The sequence below is a fragment of the Chondrinema litorale genome (genome assembly GCF_026250525.1).
Classification (GTDB): Bacteria; Bacteroidota; Bacteroidia; order Cytophagales; family Flammeovirgaceae; genus Chondrinema; species Chondrinema litorale.
Window position 1 is genome coordinate 4,343,250 of sequence record NZ_CP111043.1, and the last position, 20,715, is coordinate 4,363,964.

The window sequence follows — 20,715 nt, forward strand, 5'->3', positions numbered from 1 at the left end:
CAGCTACATAATTTGAATTAGATACTGAATGAGATTATCTGTTTACAGGAAAGAACATTTTAATGCAGCTCACCGACTGCATAATCCTAATTGGTCTGACGAAAAAAATAAAGAGGTGTTTGGGTTATGTAACAATCCAAGTTTTCACGGTCATAATTATGATTTAATTGTAAAAGTTACGGGTGAGGTTGATCCTGAAACAGGTTATGTGATAGATTTAAAAATTCTCAAAAAAATTATTAGAGAAGAGGTAGTAAGTAAATTCGATCATAAAAATTTAAATCTGGATACAAACGAGTTCAGAGAATTAAACCCGACAGCAGAAAATATAGCCTATGTTATATATAATAAAATTAGAGCGAGACTTGAAAAAAAGTTTGATTTAAATATAACCCTTTATGAAACAGAACGGAACTTCGTTGAATACCCTGCATCTTAACGGAAAAGGTTCAAATCAAAACGTAACGGAGTCCGATAGTCTGTCACTAGAGCTAATTGAGCAGATTGGTGATGAACATGTCGGATCTTCCTATGATACACCCTTACGAAAAGATGCTTTTGAATTAAGTGATGATGAAAAAATGCGGAAAATTGAACATCACTTTAAAGAGATTATGGAAACTCTTGGGCTTGACCTTACAGACGATAGCTTGAAGGGAACACCCCATCGTGTTGCAAAAATGTATGTTAAGGAAATTTTCAATGGATTAGATCCAAAGAATTTTCCGGCTGTTAAGCTTTTCGATAACAAGTATAAATACAATGAAATGCTTGTTGAAAAAGATATTAGCTTTAATTCTAATTGTGAGCATCACTTTGTGCCAATTATAGGTAAAGCACATGTGGCTTACATTTCAAATGGTAAAGTGATTGGGCTGTCTAAGATTAACAGAATTGTACAGTACTTTGCAAAAAGACCACAAGTACAAGAAAGATTGACAGTGCAAATTGCAGAAACACTTAAAAAAGTTTTAGAAACGGAAGATATTGCAATTGTTATGGATGCAAAACATATGTGTGTGTCTATGAGAGGTGTTGAAGATCATGCAAGTTCAACAGTTACATCACATTTTAGTGGAAAATTTAAAAATGAAGCCATCAAAAGTGAATTTCTAAAATACATTCAATAAGACTTAAATATTATAATATTTGAAGAGCCTGATTACTACAATCAGGCTTTTTTTATTTTTAAAATATTGAATTTGAAACTTTCAGTATTCATTTGAGGTAAATAATAGATTAAGAAATGAAAATTCTGTAAACATTGTCACAAAAAGCTTACAAGAGTGTCTTTTAATTAAAAGGAGAAAGTATTTAGTGACTTTTCAGAATTTGACTGTCTTCTGTATGAAACACAATTATTAATAGTGCAACTTTTAAAAGTAAGACTATGGAGAAACCCTCAATTGGTAAGATTATATATTTGTTGGCAATTTGTTCTTTTGCAATCATTTTATTTTCGAAAGTTTTTATAAAAAATGATGTTGATATTGAGGAGAAGATTTCTAAGTCGGAAAAAGAAGAAGTAATTGTGAAGCTGGCATCTTACCTACAAGATTTCTATGTTTTTCCAGAAAAAGGTAAGCAAATGTCAGATTTAATTAATAGTAATCTGATTAAAGGGAAGTATTCTGAGGTTAACTCTTATGATTCGCTCGCAGAGTTATTGACTGTTGAATTGAGAGGTGTAGTGAATGATAAACATCTTAGAATTCGCGCAAATGCAGAGCAATCTTTAAGTTTTACTTCATTATCTAATGTTGCTTTGGGTGAAGATTATGGAATAACAGATGCCAAAATACTCAATAATAATATAGGATATCTTGCTTTTGATAAGTTTCCAAAGCTATCCAATTCGTCTGAGCTAGCAGTTGCAGAAGCAATGGAAACGCTAAAAGATGCTAAGTGTATAATTATAGATTTAAGAAATAATGGAGGTGGAGATCCTGCTATGGTGCAATTATACTGTAGCTATTTTTTTGATGAAAACCCTGTCCATTTGAACTCTTTGTATTTAAGACCAGAACAAATCACCAGAGAATTTTATACACTTAAGGAGATTAGAGGAAAAAGAATGCCTGATAAACCGCTTTATCTTTTAACTAGTGATTATACTTTTTCTGGAGCTGAAGAATTTTGCTACAATCTAAAGCATTTAAAAAGAGCCAAAATAATTGGCGAGGTTACAGGAGGAGGAGCTCATCCGGTAAATGCTTATACTTTAAATGAATCGCTAATTGCTATAATACCTGTTGGGCGTGCTATAAATCCAATAACTAAAACTAATTGGGAAAGAGTAGGAGTTAAGCCAGATTCTCTTTGTGATTCTGAAAAAGCACTTGATGTTGCAATTCAATTAGCTAGCAGAAATTAATCTTCACCCTCTTTCTTTTTCTTGAACACATCTACATTTTGTAGGTAATTTTTTAACCTGTCTTTACTGTTGTTAGCTTTTTCCATCTCCGATTGAATATCTATTAAGCTGGGTTTTATTTTCTTTTTCATCTATAATTCTGATGTGATTTTATCTTGTTGTTTTTCTAGAATGTTAAATAGTCTAATTAAGCTATTCAAACTATTTTCCTTTTCGTCTTTAAATTTAATGTCAATCCTTGAATTCATAACATTATCTTCTAAAGGCTTGGTGTAAAATGATGCAGTTTTGAGCACATTCGCTACTTCATAAAAATTATCATTTAAAAAACTGGTGTTTGAAAAAGTCGGACTCTGTTTTAATAACCTATCGAAGTTTATATAGGCAGAGATAGGATAACCAGAGCTTAATTTCTGAATTTCTCTATCTGGTTCTGGTATTATTCTTCTTTTTTGTTTCAATACATAAAATGAATCATTAGTTACCAGCATTTTATCATCCTCTAATTTTATATATGCATCATACCCAAGAATTTCATTCATATTATAAAGATCATCTTGCTTATTGAGAATGCCATTATTACTCATTTTATCAAGGAAAGAAGGCATTTTGGGTCCAGTTTTAAGTTCAGCAATAAAACAAGGTAGTCTCTCACTGTTATTGCTATCGCTTACTAAAAAGTTATGGTTATCTCTATTGGTAGCATATGCTATAAATACATCTCCACCAGTAAGTTCATACAACTCTTTTTCTTGAACTCCAGTAGCTGCAATTACTGCCTTCATTGCCAAGCGCATATTATAAAATTTAATAAACTTGGCTATAAATCCTTTATCATATTTGAAGTTAAGAAAAGCTACTAATTCGCTGTCATCTATTCTTTCACATAAGTCAGAATGTAAGTTTTCTGAAAGTAGATCTTGATAAACAGCAATTGCTTCATTCTCTAGGTATTGTTTAACGTTGATTTTTACTTGGTCGTCGTCAAAATTGATAAATGCATTAAAGTATTTGATACCACCATTAAATGCATCTGGTATAAATTTTTGAGTGAGGGGTTTCAACTGAGAAGGACGAGCAAAAATAGTCATGTCATCATCAGAATCAGAAAGATTGTTGAAGTTATCATCCTCAATAATTGATTCCGAAGGTTTTAGCTCAAAAATCTCATTGAGTTTATTTAGTGTGTTTCCGGGTTTAGTGTCGTTATATGGAAATATGGCAACAAGCAGTTCTTTATTCCATCCTAAAGAAAAGCCATAATCTTTAAAATAACCTGTATTGTAGTTCTCAGTTTTGTTTAATGTTATGCTATATTTTTTGCTTACATTGTTTGTGAAAAACTCATCAAATTTTTTAGAGTCATTCATCTTCCAGAATATACCTGTATATTTTTGATTTTCATTCTCTATGTCATTGGTATACAGATAAATGTCGTCAAGTAGATTTAAACCAGTGGAAATTGGTTGGTTAAATATTTCGTTTAATGGGCTCTTTTTTCTTGATGAGGATTCGAAAAAGAATAATTCGGTAAATTTTATAAGGATTTTAGGATTAATGCCTTCAAAGTTTTGAAACAGAAGTTTTGTTACAATATTACTAGTATTTAATGTAATAATAGCAGATGCATCTTTGGGTATATAAGATTGAACTGAACGTTCTTCTTTACATCCATTGAGAAATATTGTAAATGTAAATGAGGCAAAAATTAGAAAAAAATATCCTGCCTTTTTGTTAATCATATTAGTTAGGTAAAACACTGAGGAAAATTAATAATTGAGCAAATTAAATCCCCTAAAGTTAATAAAAATTATTGTGATACTTATTTAAGTAAGCTTCAATCTAAGTTAGATTGACTAAAAAATAATACAAATATCCTATTTAAGAATAAGCTTAGCGTAAAAATTTATTTTAGAATTTCACCTAAATTAACTACATTTGTAGAGTTTTTTCACAGAGTAACGGCTCAATCTGTTGAGTCGTTACTTTTATTTTTGTGGTATATAAAATATAATTTTATGTCAGGTTTCACATATTACACTAAAGAAGGACTCGACAGATTAAAAAAAGAATTGCACGAGTTAAAAACCAAAGGCAGATCAGATATTGCTAAGCAAATAGCAGAAGCGAGAGATAAAGGAGACCTTAGTGAGAATGCCGAATATGATGCAGCAAAGGATGCTCAAGGTTTACTAGAATTAAAGATCTCTAAATTAGAAGCTCAAGTTGCTAAAGGAAGAATTCTTGACGAGTCAAAAGTAGATACTTCAAAAGTTTCTGTGCTTTCTACTGTTAAAATAAAGAATGTTGCTAATGGAATGCAGTTAAACTATACATTAGTTGCTGAAGAAGAAGCTGACCTTAAGCAAAATAAAATTTCAGTAAATTCTCCATTTGGCGAAGGTTTACTTGGAAAGAAAATAGGTGAAATTGCTGAAATTAAAGCGCCTAGAGGAACTATGAAGTTTGAAGTGATGGATATTTCGAGATAAGGAAATATTCTAGCTTTAAATTGTTTTTATTTACCTGTCTATTCTAATCTAAAATTTATTACTATCAATTGTCTATAACCCAGACAAGTTTTTCCTGATCATTAAATAGGAAGTCTCATCTATCTATTAACAGGTAAACTCTAAATACTAAGCTATAACATAGGCTTATGTATTAACTTGTGAAATCTTAAAATTGCTTTGGCCATAAAAAATCAGATAAATTAATTACTCTCCAGTAAGATCAGAAACACACAACATCTATCAACTTGTAATTAATATCTCGATTGGCCAAAGCAATTTATCCAACCTACCTTTTTGATTTTACATATAGTAATTAGCGTATTGAGAACAAACTTTTAATGGAATTAAAGAATGTATCAACAGTAATTTAAACTGTTAAAAAAGAAAGTAAACTTAAAAAGAGAACCTTCTAAAAATAGCATTTAAAACATCTATCATCATTTATCTACTTAATGGTATTTTTAGTGCTTCCAGAAACTTCTTTGAATTTGCTATCAAGTTGCTGCAAGTCATTTCTAATGTTTTTTAGTTTTGTTTCGTAGTTAGAAAGTATTTTATCTATCGCGTTGAATTCTGTAGTAGTAGTAAAAGTATTCATGTTTTAGTGTTTAGTTGTTTTTCTAAAGGTATTGTAGTTTTAATAATCTGAAAATATTAATTCAATTTCACCGCCAAAAAATAAAATATAACTAACTGCTTGTTTATTAGTTAGTTATATCTATTTCAAGGCGTGCCAAATATTAAATTAAATCCCAATTCGGGAATAATTCTCATATTAATACCAATTCCCATTTTCCTTAGAGTCCCCCAGTGTTTATATATATATTGTGATTTTGATGCAGATATGTTGAAACTATTTTTATCAATAGTTTTTACCTTTAGATGCCAATTTTAATATTTGTCAGATACTTTAAATAAATAAAATCTAATGGCATCGATATTCACTAAAATTGTAAATGGTGAAATACCTTCTCATAAAATTGCTGAAAATGATAAATTTTTAGCTTTTCTAGATGTTTTTCCGCTAAGAGAAGGTCATACACTAGTTATTCCTAAGCAAGAAGTAGATTATATATTTGATCTGGATGATGACTTGTTAGCTGATCTAATGGTATTTAGTAAAAAGGTAGCTAAAGCTATAAAATTGGCAATTCCGTGTAAAAGGATAGGTATAGCAATAGTTGGTTTAGAAGTGCCACATGCGCATCAACACTTAGTGCCCTTAGATTCTATAGACGATATCAACTTTACAAGACCTAAGCTAAAACCAACACAGGAAGAGCTAAAGGCTACTGCTGAAAAAATTAAAACTTTCTTGTAATTGATACTTTCAAATTGATTAATTCTAATACTGATTCGGTTATTCTAAAAATCGTAGTGTTTGGTCCTGAGTCAACGGGTAAAACAACTTTGGCAAAACAGTTATCATCACATTTCGGTACAGTTTGGAATCCCGAATTTTTGAGGTACTATGTAGATGCAAGAGAGCTTTCTAAGCCTGATTTGATGAAAAGTAAGCAAATAACTATTACTGAAGGCGAACTTTTAAATATTGCGATAGGTCAATTAGCTTCTGAAAAGGCAATACAAGAAAATAATTCAGGCATATTGTTTTATGATACTTGCTTACATACTAATGCAATTTATGCTGAGCATTACTATAATAATGTGCCTGAAGGTATAATGAGAATGCTTTCTAGTGTAAACTACGACTTTTTCTTTTTATGTAATACTGATATAGAATGGGAATATGACCCGCAAAGGGAAAGTGCAGAAGTAAGAGATGTGTTGTTTGGTAAAATGCATACATATTTAAAAGAGAATAGATTGCCATTTTCTATAATATCAGGTACGGGTGAAAACCGTTTTAATCATGCATTAAGTATTCTCAATTCAAAATTTCCTTCTATAGTAAATAAATAAAATATGGCTGAAATTAAGCCTTTTCGAGCTTGGCGTTATCATCCGAGATTTACCGAAAATATTGACAAACTAATTGCTCCTTTATTTGATGTTATTTCAGAAAAGCAAAGAAAGCAATTATATAATGAGCCATACAATAGTATGCATCTTTCTGTACCTCTCGGTGAAAACCCAGCCAGAGAAGCTTTAAAATCGTTAAATAGCTGGAAGGAAAATGAGGTAATAGTACAAGATGAGGTTGAAAGTATATATGTGTATTTTCAATATTTCTATTTACCGAATGATCCAGTTAAGCATTGCCGAAAAGGTTTTATATGTATGATTAAGGCCTACGATTATGCTGAAAATGTGATTCTTAGGCATGAAAACACAATGCCTCATTCAGTGAATGATAGAATTAGCTTGCTAGAAGCAACAAAGTTGAATGTGAGTCCTACGCACGGTCTGTATACTGATCCAGCATTTACGTTGGAAAAATATATGGATGAAGCTATGGAAAATCCAGTTTATCAAATTGAGGATTATCAGGGAGTAACAGATGCTTTGGCAATTATTACAGATAAATCTATTATACAAGAATTTAAAGAGCTTATACTAGATAGGCAAATTATCTTGGCAGATGGTCACCATCGTTATGAAGGCTCATTACAGTACAAGAAAAAGAAGCAGAAAATAGGTGTTTCCCAAAATGGGAATGAGGCATTTAATTATCATATGATGTTTCTTACAAATACGGAAGCTCATAATTTAAGAATTTTACCTACACATAGAATCATAAATAATTATCCGTCATTTAATACAGGCGATTTATTAATTAAAGCTGCTGAGTTTTTCAATATAAAAGAAGTAGATGATCCAATGTGTTTAAATGAAATTATTATTGGGAAGCAATGGACATTTGGACTTATACTAAAAAATAGAGCCTGTATTATTAAATTAAAGCCAGAATTAATTGAAAAAATAGATTGGAAATTTCCAGATGCAATAAAAAAACTGGATTTAACTGTGCTACATTATTTTTTTATTGAGAAAGTATTGGGAATTCTAGGGAAAGATCAACGAAAGAATAATAATATAAATTTTGAAAGAAACTTTTTGGCTTGTTATACAGCTGTTAACAGTAATAATGCAGATATTGCCTTAATTACCAATGAAATCTCGATAGATGATGTAAAAAAAGTATGTTTTAGTGGTTTTACTTTACCACAAAAATCGACATATTTTTATCCAAAAGTTATTAGTGGATTTCTTTTTGGTAGTGTAAATGAGTAAAATTAAGCTTCAAGAGCAGTTAAAACTGATAATTTAATCAGCATTTTTAATAAATTATTAATTTTTTAATTGAATAATTACTAGCTTTGCAACTCAAAATTAAAAGCCGTTTGAATGACTAAGTATTCTGTTGATATTTCAGGCTTAAAAAACAAAGAATATTCTTTTGATTTTAAAATTGATGAGAATTTCTTTAAGCTATTTGAAAGTGACTTGATGCAGAATGGTTCACTTAATGCTGATATTGTCCTCAGTAAATCTGAAACGATGATAACAGTAAAAGTGAAAATAAATGGAACAATTGAATTAACTTGCGACAGAAGTCTTAGAGAATTTGATTATCCGGTGTCTGTAGAAGAACAGCTTTATTATAAATTTGGTGATCGGTACGAGGAAATGTCTGATGATGTTTTTATGATACCTACTAATTATGCAGAAATTGACTTTTCTCAAGTTTTGTATGATACATTAGTGTTATCAATTCCGACAAAAATTATTCATCCAGATTTGCAAAGCGATGAGGATGATAATGATGAGGAAGAAACATTTGTGTTTTCAACTGCCGATGAAGATCAAGAAATAGAAGAAGAAAATCAAGAAAACGAAGAATCAGATCCCCGTTGGGATAAATTAAAAGGTTTGAATTTTAATAAAAATTAAATAAGAATAAAATGGCACATCCTAAACGTAAGATATCGAAGCAGAGAAGAGATAAAAGAAGATCTCACCAAAGCTTAAGCCCAGCACCAATTGCAATTTGTGGCGTTACAGGAGAAGCTCATATGTGGCATAGAGCTTACTGGTCTGAAGGAAAATTGTATTACAAGGGCAAAGTTGTTTTAGAAAAGGAAGTTGTAGAAGAATAAGATATTCCTACCCGGATTTTCAAAGAGAAGTACCTAACTTCTCTTTTTTTATGATTATTTTCATATTTTGATGCACTAAATCAATAAATAATCTTATTGTTTATGATAAAATTCAGGATATGAATTTTTTGATAATTGCTTTTTGATTTCATACTTTGCAGGTGCAATACTAACTTTCAAATTCTGATGGATAAAAGAAGAGCAGTAATTACAGGAGTAGGAGGCTACGTGCCCGAGTACATTCTCACCAATGCGGAACTCGAAACAATGGTTGATACCAATGAAGCATGGATAATAGAAAGGACGGGCATTCGAGAACGGAGAATTTTGAAAGGGGAGAATTTAGGAAGTTCATTTATGGGAATTAAAGCCGTAGATAATTTACTTGCTAAAACTAAAATCAATCCTGAAGAAATCGATCTTTTAATCTGCTGTACTGTAACACCAGATATGCTCTTTCCGGCCACAGCTAATTTAATTGCTACTGCTGTGGGAGCCGTAAATGCATTCAGTTATGATATCAACGCCGCTTGTTCTGGCTTTCTTTATGGGTTAACTACCGCTTCTAAATTTATAGAAAGTGGAACTCATAAAAAAGTAGTGGTTGTCGGTGTCGATAAAATGTCGAGCATAATCGATTATGAAGACAGGGCGACTTGTATCATTTTTGGAGACGGTGCTGGTGCTGTAATACTAGAAGCCAAAGAAAGCGAAAACGGAATTATTGATGCCTACCTGAAATCGGATGCAATTGGTGAAAAGCACCTCCACATGAAAGCTGGAGGAAGTAGAAAACCAGCTAGCTTAGAAACAGTTAAGAATAAAGAACACTTTGTGTATCAAGAAGGAAAAGCTGTTTTTAAATTTGCAGTGACTAACATGGCTGATGCAGCATATAAAGTAATGCAACGAAATGATCTAAAATCAGATGATATCGCATATCTTGTACCTCATCAAGCCAACAAAAGGATTATTGATGCTACAGCAAAACGTATGGGTGTTGGAGAAGAAAAGGTAATGATCAATATCGATAAATATGGCAATACAACTGCCGCTACCATTCCTCTCTGCTTGTGGGATTACGAATCTAAACTAAAAAAAGGTGACAATTTAATACTGGCTGCTTTTGGAGGTGGATTCACTTGGGGGTCAATTTTCGTAAAGTGGGATTATAACACCAAGTAAATTTCCTCAGGCTTGCAACAAATGCCAGTCTTTTTGTGTCAGACTATCAATATAATTTAATTTTCTTTTTTAATTGTCAATTAGACTAGAATGGCAACTACAGCGGATTTTAGAAATGGACTATGCATTGAGTTCAACCATGATTTATTTACAATAGTTGAATTTCAGCATGTAAAGCCCGGTAAAGGACCTGCATTTGTAAGAACAAAATTAAAAAGTATCACTACTGGAAAAGTGATAGACAACACATTTACATCAGGTCATAAAGTTACAACTGCCAGAATCGAACGCAGAGATTATCAGTTTTTATACAAAGACGATCTTGGCTATCACATGATGGACAGTAATACATTTGAACAAATGAGCATAGAAGAAGGCTTAGTTGAAAATGCCGATCTTATGAAAGATGGGCAAGAAGTTGAAGTCTTAGTTCATGCAGAATACGAAAAAGTTATTGGCTGCGAATTACCTGCATTTGTTATTTTACAGGTAACGTATACTGAACCAGGTATCAAAGGAGACACAGCAACAAATGCTTCAAAACCGGCTACTTTGGAAACTGGTGCAGAAATACAAGTACCACTATTTGTGAATCAGGATGATGTATTAAAAATAGATACACGAACTCGTTCATACGTAGAAAGAGTAAAACAATAAATTTTATTAGGTTTGGTATTTTATGCCAAACTTTTTTTAATTGAAATTAAATGGCATAAAACATTATAATGCTGTTTAAAATTAGTTTAATAGATAAATAATGAAAGCAAAAGAAATAAAGGAGCTCATCAATTTCATTGCAAATTCTGGTTTAGATGAAGTAAATATCGAAACAGATGAAATTAAGTTACACGTAAAGAAGCAAAGTGAGGCAGTTGCTAAATTGGTTGAACAAACACATCAACCTCAGGTTATCCAACAACCAGTGAGCATTCCTCAGCAAATAACCACTTCTCCTTCAACCGAAAGTGCAGCTCCTGTTAAAGAAGATAACACAAGCACTGAAACAAATTATATCACTATCAAATCTCCGATGATAGGAACTTTCTATCGTTCTTCTAGTCCAGAGTCTGATGCATTTGTAAATGTAGGAGATAATGTTTCTAATGGTAGTGTGGTTTGTATCATCGAAGCCATGAAACTTTTCAACGAAATTGAATCTGAAGTATCAGGGAAAATAGTGAAAGTGTTAGTTGAAAACGCTTCCCCTGTTGAGTATGACCAGCCATTATTCTTGGTTGATCCATCTTAATTACAATCAGATATTATCAGGTAAAAGTATGTATTACCATACGCATACTAAAGTTGAAATTTAACTACATCACATCGTGTTCAATAAAATATTAATCGCGAACAGGGGAGAAATTGCACTTAGAGTAATCAGGACCTGTAAGGAAATGGGCATCAAAACGGTTGCTGTTTATTCTCAAGCTGATAAAGAAAGCCTTCATGTGAGATTTGCTGATGAAGCAGTTTGTATAGGACCTCCGGCAAGTGCTAATTCTTACCTGAACATACCAAACTTAATGGCAGCAGCAGAAATTACTAATGCTGATGCTATACATCCAGGATATGGATTTTTATCAGAAAATGCCCAATTTTCACAAATCTGTGAAGAATATAATATCAAATTTATTGGTGCGTCTGCAGAGATGATCAATTCAATGGGAGATAAGGCAACTGCAAAAGCTACAATGAAAGCTGCAGGAGTTCCTACTATTCCAGGATCAGAAGGCATTCTTGCTAGTGTAGAAGAAGGTATTAAACTGGCAAAAGATATTAAATACCCTGTTATTTTGAAAGCTACTGCTGGTGGAGGTGGAAAAGGGATGCGCGTAGTTTATAATGACGAGGAGTTTAAAAAAGCTTGGGATAATGCTAGAGCAGAGGCAGCAGCATCTTTTGGTAATGATGGGCTATACCTTGAAAAATACCTTGAAGAGCCGCGCCACGTAGAGATTCAAGTATTTGGAGATAAGCAAGGCAATGCTTGCCACCTTTCTGAAAGAGATTGTTCAATTCAAAGAAGACATCAGAAACTAGTTGAAGAAAGTCCTTCACCAGTAATGACTGATGATTTGAGAAAGAGAATGGGTGAAGCAGCTATTAAAGGTACTAAAGCTGTAAACTATGAAGGAGCTGGAACAATCGAATTCTTGGTTGATAAAAATGGTGATTTCTATTTTATGGAAATGAATACCAGAATTCAGGTTGAGCACCCAGTAACTGAGATGGTTACAGATTTCGACTTGATAAAAGAACAAATTAAAGTTGCTGCTGGTATTCCTATTTCAGGAGAGAGTTATTTCCCAAAAGGTCATTCAATCGAATGTAGAATTAATGCAGAAGATCCTGCTAACAATTTTAGACCAAGTCCGGGTAAAATCACTAATTTGCATTACCCAGGAGGAGCTGGTGTTAGGGTAGATAGCCACGTTTATGCAGGTTATATTATTCCTCCTTATTACGATTCTATGATTGCTAAATTAATCGTATATGCTCAAACTAGAGAAGAAGCTATAGTGAGAATGAAAAGAGCATTAGAAGAATTTGTGATTGAAGGAATTAAAACAACAATTCCTTTCCATTTAGATTTAATGGATAATGAAGATTTCAAAAAAGGTAATTTTACTACTAAGTTCTTAGATACTTACGATTTCTCAAAATTATCTTAATTGATATAGATTTATAAAAAAACCTTCTAGCTTAGTTAGAAGGTTTTTTTTTGCTTTATATATTTGATTCAAAAAGAAGAATTAGAAATACTTTCTATCGATTACCTCTTTCATTATTAAAGCATTTTTTAGGTTGTTTTTGTTTTTGAATAGCTTAGCAACTTTTTTATTCGTTTTTTTCTTCTTTCTATTTCCTTGTTGCAAAGCTGGTACTGTAATGGTTGCTTTTGGAAAATCTTCAATCGATTTTTTTAGAATAGAACCAGTATATTCTCCTGGTTGCATTAATCTTCTACTACTTTGAAGAATCGGTTTATATTCTTCTTCAGTATCATTTCTAATTTCTTTTCTAAAAGTTTCAGCTTTGGTTTCTTCTGCTGGCGCTCTAAATACAGGCTTTCTATTCTTTTTGGTTGAAAATTGTTCTAACAGTTCCTGAAATGTTGAGGGGGCATTTTCTTCTTCATAGTCATCTTCTTCCTCATAATCATTTTCCATTTCGTCAAAATCTGGCAAATCATCTACTGGTTCTGGCTCTTCATACTTTTCTTCTACTGGCATTGCAGCTTGTTGTCCAGCTCTTTGTCTTGGGGGGCTAACTCTTTCTGGTTTTTTCTTTTTGAATCTTGCTTTTTTAGAAGTAAGTAACCAGTATAAAATTAGACCGACAACAGAAAATGCGATTTCAATTAATTGTTCCATATAAATTAAAACAAACTTAAGTGCTCATTTCAGGCAACCAAATTATAAAAAAGTAAATTATTTACTATTACTATTCGGGCTTTGTGTTCAAATCTATAAAATAATTTTATTTTTGCTTTCCTTATCTTGGAGGCAGCGATGAGGATATTTATCCGGGCATGCTATTCGAATCAATTTTTGAATCAAATATTCTCAATGTTATTACAACGACTCGAAATAAAGGGATTTAAGAGCTTTGGCGAAAAGGTAGTTTTAAACTTTGATATAGGAGTAACTGGTGTAGTTGGTCCAAATGGAAGTGGTAAATCTAATGTGGTTGATGCTATACGCTGGGTATTGGGCGAGCAAAGCAGCAAGGCTTTACGTTCCGAAAAAATGGAAAATGTAATTTTTAATGGTACAAAAAACCGTAAAGCTCAACAAATGGCTGAGGTTGGTTTGTCTTTTAAAAACACCAAAAATCTACTTCCTACAGAATATTCTGAAATTACAATTACTCGTCGATATTACAGAAGTGGAGACAGTGAGTATTTGTTGAATGGTGTAACCTGCCGATTAAAAGATATTCAGTCGCTTTTTATGGATACTGGTATAAGTTCAGATAGTTATGCCATTATCGAGTTAAAAATGGTTGATGAGATCTTAAACGATCAAAATCAATCTAGAAGGCAATTATTCGAAGAAGCTGCGGGAATCTCTAAATTCAAGAAAAGGAAAAAAGAGACACTTAAGAAATTAGCAGATACTAGTGACGATTTAGAAAGGGTAGAAGATCTATTGCATGAGATTGGTAAGAATATGCGATCTCTGGAAAGGCAAGCAAAACAGGCAGAACGTTACTTAAAACTTAAAAAAGAATACAAAGAACTAAGTATTGTATTAGCAAAAGAATTGCTGAAAGACCAAGTTGAGAAAACTGCTATAATTGAAAAAGAAATAGAAAATGCTTCTGATCAAAAACTTTCTATCCAGAAACAACAGTCGGAGGGTGAAGCAGCTTTAGAAAAGGAGAAACTGGAATTAGTTAAAAAGGAACAATTACTTTCTTCAAGACAAAAAACACTAAATAACCATGTTAATAAAATCAGGCAATTTGAGAGTGAAAAGAAGATAAAGAGTGAAAGGCTTAGATTTTTAACAGAGAAGGCTAATTCATTACAAAGTCAATTATTAGAAGAGCTAAAGAGTAATGAGAGAGCCAAGTTTAGTATCGAAGGTCTTTTAAATGAAAAAGAAAGTCTGGAAAAGCAGATTAAAGAGGCAACTTTTTTACTTGATAAAAGCAAACAGGAATTTGAAAATCAAAAGGGAAGTACTGATAAATTAAAAGAACAATTAAAGGAAATTTCACTCCAGTTTAAAACTCGACAAAACAGAGTATATCAGCTCAAAAAAGATTTAGAGATCAGCCAAGTGCAGCAATCTTCTTTGATGCAGGAGTTGGAAAAAGAGCATACTGAATCTACAGAGAAAAGTGCTAGTTTAGATGAGTTTGATTTTAAATTAGGAGAGCTGACTGAAGAACTTGCTGAAAAGCAAGAGCAATTAGGAAGAGCAGAATTTAGGCAAAATGAACTAGACACTCAAATAGAATCTGCTGAAGCTTCTTTACAGAAGTTAAAGGAAGAACTTGCAAAATCGAGTAGAGAACTAGATGCTAAACAGAATGAGTACAACCTAACCAAGTCTATGGTTGATAATTTGGAAGGTTATCCTCAAGCGATCAAATTCTTAAAAAAGCAGACCAACTGGGGGAAAAACTTCCCGCTTCTTTCAGATATTATTGCTGCAGAAGAAAAATACAGAGTTTGTATTGAGAATTATTTGGAGCCTTATCTAAACTACTATATTCTCGATAATGAAGCCTTGGCTTTGGAAGCTGTAAATCTTTTAAGTGATTCGGCTAAAGGAAAGGGGAATTTTCTAGTGCTAGATAAATTTAAAAGCTTTTCTCCATCAGCTAAAAGACAATTTGAAGATGCAATACCAGCTATAAACATTGTTGAGTTTGACGATAAATATCGTGAGTTGGTGCATTACATGTTGGATAATGTTTATGTAGTAACTTCGAATCAGGAGTCTATTCCAAAAGATAATGATTTCACCTTTATTACTCAAAATGGGAAGGTAATTAAAAGGAAATACAGTGTTTCGGGAGGTTCTGTTGGTTTGTTTGAAGGTAAGAAACTTGGTAGAGCTAAAAACCTTGAAAAGCTTTCTGAAAGGATTAAAGAACTACAAAGCAAGAATAAAAATCTTGATAAAATAATCAATCAGAAGATTCAAGATATTAGTTACTTAAAAAGCGAATCTCAAAAAGACAAAATAGGTAGGCTTCAAGAAGAAATAAGCATATTAAAACAGGAAAATGTAAGTATTGTAACGAAAAAAGAACAATTTTCTGAATTGCTTCTTGATCAGCAAAATAGGAGAGAGAACATAGAAGAAAAGCTTAGCCAATTGCGTGAAACTATTGAGCAATTACATCCTGAGCTAGAAGATGAAGAAGGTAAGTTGAGTTACTTTGAGGAAAATCAAGACGATTTAAGAGCAACATTAGAAGAAGAAAATGAATTACTCAATCAGAAATCTGCTGCATTTAATCAAAATAATATCTCATATCATACTTATAACAACAAATTTGAAAGTATAGAGAAAGAGATAAGCTATAAAGAAAATGCTTTTGACAGAGGGAAGGCAAAAATTGAAAATCATCAAGAAGATTTAAAGCATACTGAGCAAGAGATTGTACAGATGCAAGAAACCAGTGGAAACAACGAAGACGAACTCGTTGGTATGTACGATGAGAAATCTAGTATAGAAGAAGGAGTAAATGAAGCAGAGAAAGACTATTATGCATCTAGAGGAGAAATTGCAGAATACGAAAAAGTAATTAGAGAGTACCAACGAAAAAAGGAGCAGTTAGAAGGATTAATTTTAGATTTAAAGGATAAGATTAATCAGGAGAAAATGAAAACTGCATCGGTAAAAGAGCGGGTTTCTGTGGAGTTTGAAGTTGATGTAGATGAACTTTTAAAGCCAATTGAAGAGACAGAAGAGTATGAGGGTGATCTTGATTCATTAAAAGAAAAAGTAGTCAATACAAAAAAGAAAATGGAAAATATTGGTCCGATTAACCATATGGCAATTGAGGCTTATAATGAGATAAAAGAAAGGAATGATTTTATATCAGAGCAAAAAAAGGATTTGATAGAGGCAATCGATTCATTAAATACAACAATTGCAGAGATCGATAAAGTAGCAAAAGAAAACTTTATGGATGCTTTTACTAAAGTGAGAAGCTATTTTATTGAAGTTTTTAGGTCTCTATTTACAGATGAAGATAGCTGTGATTTAATTCTTTTGGATGAAAGCGATCCGCTAAATTCTAAAATAGAAATAATTGCTCAGCCAAAAGGGAAGAAACCTTTAACCATCAATCAGTTATCTGGTGGTGAAAAAACATTAACAGCAACAGCATTACTTTTTGCAATTTACCTTCTAAAACCAGCTCCATTCTGTATTTTTGACGAGGTTGATGCACCTTTAGATGATGCCAACATCGATAAGTTTAATAATATTATTAAGAAATTTTCAGAAAACTCTCAGTTCATAATTGTAACACACAACAAACGAACTATGTCTACTACAGATGTAATTTATGGAATTACAATGATTGAGCAGGGAGTATCTACAGTTGTTCCTGTAGATTTAAGAGAAATGAGCTAAATACTTTTAGTTTATATAAATTTGAATGTGAAATAGTACTGATTAAAGAGTAGACTTTGTCAAAACAGATAGTTATAATACCCACTTACAACGAGATAGAAAATATAGAAGGGATTATATCGGAAATCCTGAGCCTCTATATTGATATACATATTCTTATAGTTGACGACGGATCACCAGACGGAACTGCAGACAAAGTAAAAGAGATGCAAAAGCAGTTTGATGGTCTCATTTATATGATTGAGCGAGAGAAAAAATCTGGTTTAGGTACGGCTTACATTACCGGATTTAAGTATGCTTTAGCTAAAGGATATGATTATATTTTTGAGATGGACGCCGATTTCTCGCATAATCCTAGAGATTTGGTGAGGTTATTTGAGGCTTGTAAAAATCAAGGTTTTGATGTAGCTGTTGGTTCAAGGTACATCACAGGTGTAAATGTGGTTAACTGGCCAATGAGTAGGGTAATAATGTCTTACTTTGCTAGCAAATATGTAAAATTTATAACTGGAATGCCCATTTCAGATGCAACTGCTGGTTTTAAATGCTATTCAAGGAAAGTATTGGAAAAAATTGACCTCGATAGAATTAGGTTTGTAGGTTATGCTTTTCAGATAGAAATGAAATTTAAAGCATGGAAATATAACTTTCAAATAAAGGAAGTTCCTATCATATTTACAGACAGAACAAAGGGTACATCTAAGATGTCTACAAAAATATTTGCCGAAGCTTTTTTCGGTGTTGTACGCTTAAAAATTATGAGTTTTTTCCAAGATTTTGTTTAGATAAGTTTAGTTAATACAAGAATATTACAAATAACATTATTTGTACTTGACCGATATTTCTCTTAATTTAAGGAAAGAATACTTGTTATAACTATACTTTATACACCAATATATTGCTATTAATTACTTGGTATTGAATGTTTTATGTAATTTTTCATTGTATGAAGTTCTTACAATTAAAACATGACTGAATTTTTGATGAATTCAACAAAATCTAAAAGTATTGTATTCAATCAAAAAGAATCACCTCTATATATAATATATAAATTAAACTTACTTAGGATAACTTTTGAAAATGACAGACAATAATTCACCTTTTGGAGATAATATTTTCCGAAATCTGAAATCTGATCTGCCAGCCGGACTGGTAGTTTTTCTTGTAGCTCTACCATTATGTCTTGGTATTGCTCTAGCATCAGGTGCTCCTTTATTTTCAGGCTTAATTTCTGGTATAATTGGAGGTATAGTAGTAGGAATGATAAGTAGATCACCTCTAGGAGTTAGTGGTCCTGCAGCTGGTTTGGCAGTTATAGTTTTTGATGCAATAGGTTTCCTTGGTTTTCAGTCTTTTTTATTAGCTGTAGTTTTTGCAGGTTTAATTCAGGTGATATTAGGCTTTCTTAGAGCGGGAATTATTGGTTATTACTTTCCGTCATCTGTAATTAAAGGAATGTTAGCTGGTATTGGTATTATTTTGATACTCAAGCAAATACCACATGCTTTTGGATATGACAGAGACCCCGAAGGTGACTGGGGATTTTTACAAGCAGATGGTCACAATACACTTTCAGAAATTTACTATTCTGTAATTTACAATAGCCCTGGAGCAGTTATAATTTCTTTGGTATCTATTGCTATTTTAATTTTATGGGAATCTTCTTATATAAAGAAAAGTATTAAAAAAGTTTTTCCAGGACCTCTAGTAGTAGTTTTTTTAGGAATTGCGATTAATCTAGTTTATAAATATTTCTTTCCAAGTTTAGCTTTAGACAATGAAATTATTGAAGACATAAATAATTTTCATTTAGTAGATATACCCGTGGCTAATAATTTCACTGAGTTTATTGGTTTATTTTCTTTGCCAGATTTTACTCAAATTACTAATCCAGATATTTATATAACAGCCCTAACAATTGCATTAATTGCTTCTATAGAAACCTTACTTTGTGTTGAAGCAACAGACAAACTTGATCCATACAAAAGGGTAACTCCAACAAACCTCGAATTAAAAGCGCAAGGTGTTGGTAATATAATTTCTGGTTTAATAGGTGGTTTACCAATTACTCAGGTAATTGTAAGAAGCTCAGCAAATATAAATACAGGTGGTAAAACCAAAATGTCAACTATAATACATGGTGTCTTACTTTTTGTTTGTGTGGTTTCAATACCAAACATATTAAATCTAATACCACTTTCTTCTTTAGCAGCGATCTTACTAATGGTAGGTTATAAGCTTGCAAGAGTTTCTCTGTTTAAAAGTATGTATAAGCTAGGAAGCATGCAGTTTATACCTTTTATAGTTACCATTTTAGGAATTGTTTTTACTGATCTTTTAAAAGGTATTTCGATCGGTATGGCAGTTGCAATTTTCTATATTCTAAGAAATAATTTTAGAACCCCTTATTTCTACCATAAAGAAGAAAATAAATCAGGAAGCGATATAATTAAAATTGTGCTTTCAGAGGAAGTTTCTTTCTTGAATAAAGGGAGTATAATGAGGCTTTTAGAAGAATTACCGAAAGATTCTAAAGTAATAATAGACGGCAGTAGATCTTCTCACATAGATCATGATGTAATTGAAATCATTGAGAATTATTTAGCCCATGCTTCTTTAAATAATATTTCTGTTGATATAATTAATATACCACAGATTGAAAGAGAGCTCGCTTAATAAAGCCATTTATTGTTGAAAAAAGTCCTTTTGAATGCTTAATCAAAGGGACTTTTTTTATTTCCACTTAATGTTGTACCCAATGTTTGGAGTCTTCTGGAAAGTGACTCCTTTGTCTTGCAATATTTCTATCTAACGCATTTTATGATTTTTTCCCAGATGCAAATAATTTTTTATCTGGTTTCATTCAACTTACACTCGTGTTGATATATTATTTACTATCAAAAAATAGAAGTTTGGAGAGTAAGCAGCATTATATGCAATTCCAATTACTTGATACTTATCCTATAAATATGGGAATTGCATACTTTTCTATTTGTGCAAATTCTACCCCATTTCCAAGAGCATCCTGAGTATAATTTATGACATCATTTGAACTGATTGCATTAAAATTCACTTCTTTTTTTGAGTAAACTTAACAAGTATTTTTATTTCATCTATAAAAATGTAACATATATAGACAATGTTTATATGTAAGCATCTTCAAATACCTTTAGATATTTTATACGCTGAGAGTGTAATGAAATTTGCTGATATTGCATCGATTAATTTAAAAGCGGAAGCTAATGTTCCAATGAGAAACATGTTAGGTGAAGTTGATGAAATAGTATATAATTGTCAAATTGATTCAATTGGACATATCAAAGTTAAGGCTTAACTAATTTTCAAAAGTGCAGATGCTTTGTTTAGAAAAAACAATGTGTATTTCTTATCTCTTCTAAGATATTTACATGTTAGAGATTGAGCCTTTATTAATAATAAATTCGAAAATATAATCTGTATAAAATACGTTGAAGGAGCAA

Annotated in this window: 21 protein-coding genes; 17 read left to right on the forward strand and 4 right to left on the reverse strand. The window is 31.9% G+C overall.

Annotated features, from left to right (window positions below; all coding sequences use genetic code 11):
- Nucleotides 1-28: 28 nt before the first annotated feature.
- From OQ292_RS17925 to OQ292_RS17935, 3 genes are all read left to right on the forward strand, one after another.
- Nucleotides 29-439, forward strand: a complete 411-nt coding sequence (locus OQ292_RS17925; protein WP_284683517.1) for a 6-pyruvoyl trahydropterin synthase family protein — start codon at nt 29-31, stop codon at nt 437-439.
- The gene (gene folE, locus OQ292_RS17930; RefSeq protein WP_284683518.1) at nt 399-1,130 is read left to right on the forward strand and encodes a GTP cyclohydrolase I FolE; all 732 of its coding nucleotides are present in this window, start codon (nt 399-401) and stop codon (nt 1,128-1,130) included. The genes OQ292_RS17925 and folE overlap by 41 nt, the downstream gene beginning before the upstream one ends.
- 260 nt (nt 1,131-1,390) lie before the next feature.
- Nucleotides 1,391-2,374 (forward strand): S41 family peptidase, encoded by a 984-nt coding sequence (locus OQ292_RS17935; RefSeq protein ID WP_284683519.1) that lies wholly within the window; start codon nt 1,391-1,393, stop codon nt 2,372-2,374.
- On the opposite strand, the gene OQ292_RS17940 is transcribed toward OQ292_RS17935, so the two are convergent.
- Nucleotides 2,371-2,505 (reverse strand): hypothetical protein, encoded by a 135-nt coding sequence (locus OQ292_RS17940; RefSeq protein ID WP_284683520.1) that lies wholly within the window; start codon nt 2,503-2,505, stop codon nt 2,371-2,373. The genes OQ292_RS17935 and OQ292_RS17940 overlap by 4 nt on opposite strands.
- The gene (locus OQ292_RS17945) at nt 2,506-4,116 is read right to left on the reverse strand and encodes a DUF4836 family protein (protein WP_284683521.1); all 1,611 of its coding nucleotides are present in this window, start codon (nt 4,114-4,116) and stop codon (nt 2,506-2,508) included.
- Nucleotides 4,117-4,392: 276 nt separating this feature from the next.
- On the opposite strand from OQ292_RS17945, the gene greA reads away from it, so the two are divergent.
- Nucleotides 4,393-4,866 carry a transcription elongation factor GreA gene (gene greA / locus OQ292_RS17950; protein WP_284683522.1) on the forward strand — a complete coding sequence of 158 codons (474 nt, stop codon included), beginning with the start codon at nt 4,393-4,395 and terminating at the stop codon, nt 4,864-4,866.
- 466 nt (nt 4,867-5,332) lie between these two features.
- On the opposite strand, the gene OQ292_RS17955 is transcribed toward greA, so the two are convergent.
- Nucleotides 5,333-5,485, reverse strand: a complete 153-nt coding sequence (locus tag OQ292_RS17955; protein WP_284683523.1) for a hypothetical protein — start codon at nt 5,483-5,485, stop codon at nt 5,333-5,335.
- Between the two features lie 330 nt (nt 5,486-5,815).
- On the opposite strand from OQ292_RS17955, the gene OQ292_RS17960 reads away from it, so the two are divergent.
- From OQ292_RS17960 to accC, 9 genes are all read left to right on the forward strand, one after another.
- The gene (locus tag OQ292_RS17960; protein WP_284683524.1) at nt 5,816-6,208 is read left to right on the forward strand and encodes an HIT family protein; all 393 of its coding nucleotides are present in this window, start codon (nt 5,816-5,818) and stop codon (nt 6,206-6,208) included.
- Nucleotides 6,209-6,222: 14 nt separating this feature from the next.
- Nucleotides 6,223-6,810, forward strand: coding sequence for an ATP-binding protein (locus OQ292_RS17965; protein WP_284683525.1), 588 nt, complete (start codon nt 6,223-6,225; stop codon nt 6,808-6,810).
- Between the two features lie 3 nt (nt 6,811-6,813).
- Nucleotides 6,814-8,082, forward strand: coding sequence for a DUF1015 domain-containing protein (locus OQ292_RS17970; protein WP_284683526.1), 1,269 nt, complete (start codon nt 6,814-6,816; stop codon nt 8,080-8,082).
- A gap of 114 nt (nt 8,083-8,196) precedes the next feature.
- Nucleotides 8,197-8,742: a YceD family protein gene (locus OQ292_RS17975; RefSeq protein ID WP_284683527.1), complete on the forward strand. Its 546-nt coding sequence runs from the start codon at nt 8,197-8,199 to the stop codon at nt 8,740-8,742.
- A gap of 11 nt (nt 8,743-8,753) precedes the next feature.
- On the forward strand, nt 8,754-8,948 hold the full coding sequence (gene rpmF / locus OQ292_RS17980) for a 50S ribosomal protein L32 (protein ID WP_284683528.1): 195 nt from the start codon (nt 8,754-8,756) through the stop codon (nt 8,946-8,948).
- A gap of 186 nt (nt 8,949-9,134) precedes the next feature.
- Nucleotides 9,135-10,133 (forward strand): beta-ketoacyl-ACP synthase III, encoded by a 999-nt coding sequence (locus tag OQ292_RS17985; protein ID WP_284683529.1) that lies wholly within the window; start codon nt 9,135-9,137, stop codon nt 10,131-10,133.
- A 90-nt stretch (nt 10,134-10,223) separates the two neighbouring features.
- A complete protein-coding gene (efp, locus tag OQ292_RS17990; protein ID WP_284683530.1) occupies nt 10,224-10,790 on the forward strand; it encodes an elongation factor P in 567 nt (188 codons plus the stop codon).
- A gap of 100 nt (nt 10,791-10,890) precedes the next feature.
- Nucleotides 10,891-11,382 carry an acetyl-CoA carboxylase biotin carboxyl carrier protein gene (gene accB / locus OQ292_RS17995; RefSeq protein ID WP_284683531.1) on the forward strand — a complete coding sequence of 164 codons (492 nt, stop codon included), beginning with the start codon at nt 10,891-10,893 and terminating at the stop codon, nt 11,380-11,382.
- 76 nt (nt 11,383-11,458) lie between these two features.
- The gene (gene accC / locus OQ292_RS18000; protein WP_284683532.1) at nt 11,459-12,805 is read left to right on the forward strand and encodes an acetyl-CoA carboxylase biotin carboxylase subunit; all 1,347 of its coding nucleotides are present in this window, start codon (nt 11,459-11,461) and stop codon (nt 12,803-12,805) included.
- A gap of 81 nt (nt 12,806-12,886) precedes the next feature.
- Here accC and OQ292_RS18005 read toward each other — a convergent pair whose 3' ends face one another.
- The gene (locus OQ292_RS18005) at nt 12,887-13,507 is read right to left on the reverse strand and encodes a hypothetical protein (RefSeq protein WP_284683533.1); all 621 of its coding nucleotides are present in this window, start codon (nt 13,505-13,507) and stop codon (nt 12,887-12,889) included.
- A gap of 195 nt (nt 13,508-13,702) precedes the next feature.
- On the opposite strand from OQ292_RS18005, the gene smc reads away from it, so the two are divergent.
- From smc to OQ292_RS18025, 4 genes are all read left to right on the forward strand, one after another.
- Nucleotides 13,703-17,236, forward strand: a complete 3,534-nt coding sequence (gene smc, locus OQ292_RS18010) for a chromosome segregation protein SMC (RefSeq protein WP_284683534.1) — start codon at nt 13,703-13,705, stop codon at nt 17,234-17,236.
- Between the two features lie 56 nt (nt 17,237-17,292).
- Nucleotides 17,293-18,021 (forward strand): polyprenol monophosphomannose synthase, encoded by a 729-nt coding sequence (locus OQ292_RS18015; RefSeq protein WP_284683535.1) that lies wholly within the window; start codon nt 17,293-17,295, stop codon nt 18,019-18,021.
- Nucleotides 18,022-18,316: 295 nt separating this feature from the next.
- Nucleotides 18,317-19,912, forward strand: a complete 1,596-nt coding sequence (locus tag OQ292_RS18020; protein WP_284683536.1) for a SulP family inorganic anion transporter — start codon at nt 18,317-18,319, stop codon at nt 19,910-19,912.
- 520 nt (nt 19,913-20,432) lie between these two features.
- Nucleotides 20,433-20,570, forward strand: a complete 138-nt coding sequence (locus tag OQ292_RS18025) for a hypothetical protein (RefSeq protein ID WP_284683537.1) — start codon at nt 20,433-20,435, stop codon at nt 20,568-20,570.
- Nucleotides 20,571-20,715: the final 145 nt, after the last annotated feature.

Coding starts and splice junctions, on each gene's coding strand:
- folE (WP_284683518.1), top strand. CDS start 399: ATGAAACAGAACGGAACTTCGTTGAATACCCTGCATCTTAACGGAAAA.
- OQ292_RS17955 (WP_284683523.1), bottom strand. CDS start 5,485: ATGAATACTTTTACTACTACTACAGAATTCAACGCGATAGATAAAATA.
- accB (WP_284683531.1), top strand. CDS start 10,891: ATGAAAGCAAAAGAAATAAAGGAGCTCATCAATTTCATTGCAAATTCT.
- OQ292_RS18005 (WP_284683533.1), bottom strand. CDS start 13,507: ATGGAACAATTAATTGAAATCGCATTTTCTGTTGTCGGTCTAATTTTA.
- OQ292_RS17945 (WP_284683521.1), bottom strand. CDS start 4,116: ATGATTAACAAAAAGGCAGGATATTTTTTTCTAATTTTTGCCTCATTT.
- OQ292_RS18020 (WP_284683536.1), top strand. CDS start 18,317: ATGACAGACAATAATTCACCTTTTGGAGATAATATTTTCCGAAATCTG.
- OQ292_RS17935 (WP_284683519.1), top strand. CDS start 1,391: ATGGAGAAACCCTCAATTGGTAAGATTATATATTTGTTGGCAATTTGT.
- greA (WP_284683522.1), top strand. CDS start 4,393: ATGTCAGGTTTCACATATTACACTAAAGAAGGACTCGACAGATTAAAA.
- OQ292_RS18025 (WP_284683537.1), top strand. CDS start 20,433: ATGAAATTTGCTGATATTGCATCGATTAATTTAAAAGCGGAAGCTAAT.
- OQ292_RS17975 (WP_284683527.1), top strand. CDS start 8,197: ATGACTAAGTATTCTGTTGATATTTCAGGCTTAAAAAACAAAGAATAT.
- smc (WP_284683534.1), top strand. CDS start 13,703: ATGTTATTACAACGACTCGAAATAAAGGGATTTAAGAGCTTTGGCGAA.
- OQ292_RS17970 (WP_284683526.1), top strand. CDS start 6,814: ATGGCTGAAATTAAGCCTTTTCGAGCTTGGCGTTATCATCCGAGATTT.
- rpmF (WP_284683528.1), top strand. CDS start 8,754: ATGGCACATCCTAAACGTAAGATATCGAAGCAGAGAAGAGATAAAAGA.
- OQ292_RS17960 (WP_284683524.1), top strand. CDS start 5,816: ATGGCATCGATATTCACTAAAATTGTAAATGGTGAAATACCTTCTCAT.
- OQ292_RS17985 (WP_284683529.1), top strand. CDS start 9,135: ATGGATAAAAGAAGAGCAGTAATTACAGGAGTAGGAGGCTACGTGCCC.
- efp (WP_284683530.1), top strand. CDS start 10,224: ATGGCAACTACAGCGGATTTTAGAAATGGACTATGCATTGAGTTCAAC.
- OQ292_RS17925 (WP_284683517.1), top strand. CDS start 29: ATGAGATTATCTGTTTACAGGAAAGAACATTTTAATGCAGCTCACCGA.
- OQ292_RS17940 (WP_284683520.1), bottom strand. CDS start 2,505: ATGAAAAAGAAAATAAAACCCAGCTTAATAGATATTCAATCGGAGATG.